The following is a 2,181-nucleotide window of genomic DNA, read 5'->3' as shown; positions in this document are numbered from 1 at the left end:
GGAGTTGTAACGATTCAACTTGGCGATACGTGGTCCTCGTCCGGGGCGATATGAGTGAAGATCTCTGCCGCCGTGGCGAATTGGCGTTTCGATGGGTGGTGACGAAGCCGTCGTGTTCGAGCAACGGCGCGACGTCGTCGATGGCGTTGCGGATGGTGCCGCGGCTGACGCCGAACAACTCGGCGAGGGTGTGCTGGTCGCATAGTTCTCGCCTTGCCAGCACGGTGGTCAGGATCCGGTCGGCGTCGGTGATCTTTTGGCGGAACATGCCGCCGCGGGTGACCAGGACGGCGGTCGCCGCCGCGTTGATGATGGCGGCGGCGTTGGATCGCTGCGTGGTAGGGCGACGAGATCCCATCGATCAGGGCTTGGAGGTCCTCGCGGGACATGCCGGTCAATTCGGGGTCGGATAGCGTCTGTGATGCTTCGAGTTGTGCTGCGGTAGTGTCATTTTGAGCCATCGCCGCAGTTCTTGGACGTCGGAGAAGTAGCGGGAGATCTGGGATATGGCGATCTGCTGTTCGTTGAGCAAGGTTCGGGTTTCCTTGATCATCTGACCGATGGTGTTCGGGTTGATTTCCAGCAGTTCGACCAGGACTTTCTAGGGGCAGACCCGTCGTAGATAGGCGACGGTGATCAGCACTTTGTCGGCCGGAGTCAGTAGTGGCCTGCCGTGATCTCCGCGTTGTTTGCGGCGCGCCCCGCCGCGTTGCAGATACTTGCGTTGTTCGGCCACGGCTGCTTGCGCCGGCGCCAATCGGTCGCAGAGTTGCCGCAGTTCGTGGTTGGGCATGCTGGTGACCTTCGGGTCGGCGAGCGGCGTGAGAGCATGCGCTCGAGCGGCGTCCCGGTCGCCGGTGGTGAGGATCCCGCCTTGCGGTCCGGCCGGGGAAATCGTGTAGTTCCAGGTGCCACTCTGGCGATGGGGTGTGACGGGCAGCGATCGGAAATGTTCGCGGCTGACCGAGATTCCGGTCGGATAGGTGCCGGTGTCGAGTTCAGCGTGAACACGTGGACCGGTGCGGGTGCGGGTGGCCGCGATGCTGTTGACGACGACCTCGTGACCGGTCAGCGGCCTGCCACGCCAATTCATGGTGATGTGGGAGAACAGCCGGTGCTCGATCTTGTTCCATTTCGATGTGCCCGGCGGGAAATGGCAGACGGTCACCCTCAGACCCGTTTCGGCGGCGAACACCGCCAACTCGGCCTTCCATAGCCGATATCGGTAGCTGTTGGAGCCCCCGCAGTCGGCGGTGATCATCATGCGATCGGCGTCCGGATGGTCCAGGCATCCGCGCGATCGCCACCAGCGTCGAATCGATTCGACCGCGAAGACCGAGGTGTCGTGGTCAGGTCCCACATTCACCCAGCCGCTGTCGTTGGCGATGTCATAGACCCCGAACGGAATCGCCACCTCGACCTCGGGTCCGACGAAGTAGAAGCTGTGGTCCTCGACCTCGACCGGTTGGCCTTTGGGCCGCCACTGCCGCCCGGCGTTGGGCAACTGGCCGAGCTGCTCCTTCTTCTTGGCATCGACACTGATCACCGGCTGCCCGGCGGCGTGATGCGCCTTGACCTGCTCGTTGATATAGCGAAACTGGGCGTCGCGGTCCGGATGCTGGGTTCCTTCAAGGGTTTTGGCGTTAGCTTGCAGGCTGAAACCCTGTTCCTTCAACAACCGGCCCATCGTCGGCGCAGACGCCGGATGCCCGGCCTGGGTCAGTTGCCCGGCCAGATTCCGCAGCGACTTGACCGTCCAGCGCAGCGGCGACATCGGATCACCACGCTCGTCCGGCTCCACCAGCGCCAGCAACGCCGGAACCAGGCCTGGATCCAATTCCTCGGCGGACTTGCGACCACCGCCGGGTCGTCGCACACGCCCGTCGGGCAGCGGCTCTTCGCCTGCCTCGAGCTCGAATATGCCTCTGCGTACGGTAGTTTCGCTGACTTGGGCCACCCGCGCCACCGCCCGCACTCCACCATGCCCCAACGATCTCGCCTCGCTGGCCAAGGCCAACCGTCGCTGCCGCTCGTTCAAGTGCGGAAACAGGGCCGCGAACCGTGCGGCCATCACCGCCACGGCACCGCTCACCACCGCCATAACACACCGGAAACCATTGGAGCCCAGAACAACACGCTATTACCTTACGGCTCCACTACACGGTCAACCTGTTGAGCCTC

The 2,181-nt window shown here is 63.6% G+C and carries 1 protein-coding gene and 2 pseudogenes; all 3 read right to left on the bottom strand.

Annotated elements, in window-relative coordinates; genetic code table 11:
- Positions 1 to 358 (bottom strand): annotated as a pseudogene (locus QMO76_RS35155) (hypothetical protein); the annotation flags it as partial.
- A gap of 36 nt (positions 359 to 394) precedes the next feature.
- Complete coding sequence (locus QMO76_RS35150; protein ID WP_306365694.1) at positions 395 to 553, bottom strand: hypothetical protein; 159 nt, start codon at positions 551 to 553, stop codon at positions 395 to 397.
- A 63-nt stretch (positions 554 to 616) separates the two neighbouring features.
- Positions 617 to 2,101 (bottom strand): annotated as a pseudogene (locus QMO76_RS35145) (ISAzo13 family transposase); the annotation flags it as partial.
- Positions 2,102 to 2,181 lie beyond the last annotated feature (80 nt).

The sequence above is a fragment of the Nocardia sp. CC227C genome, from assembly GCF_030767025.1.
Classification (GTDB): domain Bacteria; phylum Actinomycetota; class Actinomycetes; order Mycobacteriales; family Mycobacteriaceae; genus Nocardia.
Note: the sequence above shows the minus strand (reverse complement) of the source record. Positions and strands in the feature narration are given on the sequence as shown.